This is a genomic window from Prosthecobacter sp., from assembly GCF_014879935.1.
GTDB lineage: Bacteria > Verrucomicrobiota > Verrucomicrobiia > Verrucomicrobiales > Verrucomicrobiaceae > Prosthecobacter.
In genome coordinates this window covers 1-3,731 of the sequence record NZ_JACSRD010000018.1, presented here as the reverse complement: position 1 = coordinate 3,731, position 3,731 = coordinate 1, and the positions used below count along the sequence as shown (strand labels likewise).

At 61.3% G+C, this 3,731-nt stretch carries 1 protein-coding gene; it reads left to right on the top strand.

The features are described 5' to 3' along the window. The coding region (locus IAE77_RS00215; RefSeq protein WP_294219639.1) for a protein kinase at positions 1-3,731 on the top strand (3,731 nt) is incomplete at both ends.

Sequence of the window (3,731 nt, the reverse complement as noted above, 5' to 3'; positions counted from 1 at the left end):
CTGCCGCCGGAGCACGCGCTGGCCATCACCGCGCATGTGTGTGACGCGCTCGCCGCCGCGCATGAGCTTGGCATCGTGCATCGCGACATCAAGCCCGCCAACGTGCTGCTCAACATGAAGGGGCAGGTGAAGGTGGCCGACTTTGGACTAGCGAAGATGGAGGAACCCGGGCAGCACGGCCTCACGAAGACCGGCTACGCCATGGGCACGCCCGATTTCGTCGCTCCTGAGGCGCTCATGCTCGGAAGGCAGATTGATGGCCGTGCCGATCTGTATGCCGTCGGGGTCATGCTCTACCAGATGCTCACTGGCAACATCCCGCGCGGCGCGTTCAAGCCTGCCTCGGTGCTGGTCCCAGGGCTCGACCCTCGCTTTGACTCGATCATTCTCAAAGCCATGCAGCATGATCGCGCCGAGCGCCATCAGAGCGCGGTCGAATTGCGGCAGGAGCTTGATGTCATCCTCACCGTGCCCTTCATCCGGCAAAATGCGCCAGAAAGCGCTGCCATTCCGGTCGCTCAGGTGGCGCAGGTGCCGGAGCAGCGCAGCGCCATGGCGCAGAAACCGGGGGCGCGGGCCCCGCAGAAGCCGCCGGGAGTCAGTGTCTCTCAAAGCGCTACAGGTAGCCCAGCGAAACCCTCTGCCCACACCCCGGAGAGCGGGCCTGCGGCGAAGAGCAAAGTGCCCTTCTTCATCGGCATCGCCGCAGCGGTGGCCATCGGCGGCGGAGGGTTCCTGATGCTGGGGGAAAAGAAAGAGACAAAGCCTGCTGTCACTGCGGCACCGGTGTCTGTGGCCTCTGGGACCTCGACGGGGAGCACGGCCTCACCTGCGGTGGCCCGCGCCAGCATTCCGGAAGTCACCACCCCAAAAACGGAGGCAGCTACCAAGCCTGCTCCCGCAACCGCTCCGACTTCTTCCGGGGCGTTACCGGTGGAAGAGCTGCCGCGAGGCCAGTGGGTGAAGGCCTACACCCGGTTTGAAAATCTGCCGGAACACCTGCGCAAGGCCGGCAGCGGCGTTACCTGGAGGGACGGCGTGTTGGAGTGCACGGCCAAGGAAACCTATCTCAGCATGAGGCCACTGCCGCACAGCGTCAGCAATCTCGGGCTGCGGGCCACGTTTAGCGGTGAGGCATTTCGAATCCGGCTGCGTGACGATGACAACCGCCGCTACTTCGCTGTGACCCATTCAAATGTGGACCTCTGGGATGAGAAACCGCCCTCTGGCCAGAGCAATAATACCCGCCTTGTCACCTATGCGGCACCTCCTCCTGATCGTCCTCATCCGTGGGAGTTTGCCGCTGTGGGAGGCCGCCTTCTCGTGAAATGCGACGGCAAGGTCATGGCTGATCTTCGCGATGATCAATTGAAGCCGGGGGGGCTGTTAATCCAAACCCTCGTGGGCACTGTGCGTGACATTGAGGTCATCGATCTCGATGGTCTTTCGGACGCCGAGGCGTGGGCAAAGCTCGGCAGGGATGAGAAGGGCGGGGCAACGGCGGCCGGTAGGACGGATGGTCCCTCAACCGCCGTGAAGGGGGCTGCGATGACGAATGCTGAAACAGCCCCCGCCACACCCAACGGGGCGCTTGGAGGACCAAGTGCCCTGCCTTCTGGCACCCAGTTCCCACCCGGCCAATGGGTGAAGGTGCTCACGCGGGCCGAGGAGCTGCCTTCAGGTTTGCGCAAACCTGACAGTGGCGTGAAGCTTGAAAACGGCGTTCTGGAAGTCAGCAAGAAGGGTGCGTACGTGGGTTTCGAGCCGGGGGCTGGGCCGCTGAAAAACTGCGGCTTTCGCGCGGTGATCAAAAACGGTTCGTTCACTGTGCGGCTGCGTGACACCACTTCAGCGCTTTACTACGGTTTCACGCAGGACTCCATTCGTCTGCAAGGCCGTGGTGAGAACGTTGTTCCTGAGAGTGAGCAAAGGCTGGCCACTTATGTTGATGGGGCGCAGAAGGATTCTTTGGAGGGGCGTTGGGAGTTCTTCGCCGTCGGCAATCGTCTGATCGCACGCTTCGATAACAAGGTGCTGGCGTCAGTGGCGGATGATCGCATTACCACAGGGGTGATCGTTCTGGCCACCCTTCTTGGAACCATGCGCGACATCGAAGTCATCAACCTTCACGGGCTCCCTGAAGCCGAAGCCATGCGTCTTCTCGGCGTCGATGAAAAAGGCTACGATCTGCGTGCCCTCGCCGCGAAGCAGGAGCAGCAGAAGGCCGAGCAGGCGAAGCAGATGGACGCCGTGGCCGGCATTCCGGAACTGAAGACGCTGCACGACCAACTCGAGAAGTTCACCGCCGAGCGCGTCACCGCGCCGTTCAACGCCGACATGGCGAAGCTCAACGCGGGCTACGTCGGCGGGATTGAGCGCGAGATCACCAAGGAAAAGAAGGCCGGGCATCTCGATGGTGTCATCGCCTTGGAGGCGGAGAAGAAGCTCATCCAAGGAGGGGGAGTTTCCAACTCCCCTTCTTCAGACGGGACTTGGAAAGTCCCGCTCCCTGAGGATGACGACACCACGCCTGTCAACCTCAAAGCGCTGCGCCAAATCTACCGCGATGCCTATTCCAAACTTGAAGCCAGCCGCGCCGCCAACCTCAAGGCGCTGACGACTCCGCTGACTGCCCGCCTCAAGCAGCTCGAAAGCACGCTCACGCAGCAGAACCGCATCGACCACGCGAAGACCGTGCGGGAGTATGCAGATTCCTTGGATAAAAGCCCCGCTGCGGCCCCTGCTGCCAGTGCGGCTGTTGCGACGGAGGCCGCTTCGTCGTCGTCGGCCTCCAAATCAGCCACCGCACCCGCAAAGGCCGGCAGAGTGGCCAAACCGCAGAATGCGTTCAGCGACCGAGAGGCGGCCGAGTGGGCGCTTTCCTTTGGGGGCGCAGGCGGCACCTACGTCACCATCTGGCAGCCCAACAAAGGCGAGCAACGCATCCAGAGCCTGGCCTTGCTCCCAAAGGAGAAATTCACCGTGCGCAGGCTCTACGTCACCCCGCTTAGAGGCCCCGTCCAGGATCGCATCACCGATCAGGATATTCTGAGGCTGTTGGGATTGGAAGAGGTCAAGGCAGTCACCCTGTCTGGCGGCAAAGTCACCAGTCTGGCCTTGCGCGCCTTGGCGCAGATTTCCACCTTGGAAGATCTGGGCTTTCCGTCCGAGGGCTTGGAAGCGGCGGACCTTGCTGCTCTGGAAGATGCGCCTGTCAAACAGCTCAACCTGCCTCGTCTGCGGGTGACGGATGCCACGGCGTTGAAAGTGTTCACCACGCTCAAGAACCTGCGGTTTTTGACGCTTGGTGAGTTCATGAGCATGGAAATGGTCGCCGCTCTGCCTGTGCTGCCCAAGCTTGAAGTGCTCAGTTCAACGATTAACCAGGAGATTACCGACGAAGCGCTACCATTGATTCCCTCGAAGTTCCCATCCTTGCAGCGCTTGGACTTGTGGGGATCCACCACTGGAAACACCAAGATCACCGGATCAACGCTGGGCAGCCTCAAGAGCCTCAAAGATCTCTTTGATCTCGGGTTGAACTTCACCCAGGTAGATGATGCCAGCTTGAAGCCGCTGGCCGAGTTCAGAAGCCTAAAAAGACTCGGCTTGGCCGAGACCAAGGTCACGGATGCCTGCGTTCCGACACTCAAGGCCATGAAGGGTCTGAATTACTTGGACATTCATCAGGGCCAGATCACGGACGCTGGGCTGCTGGAACTGGCCGAGAT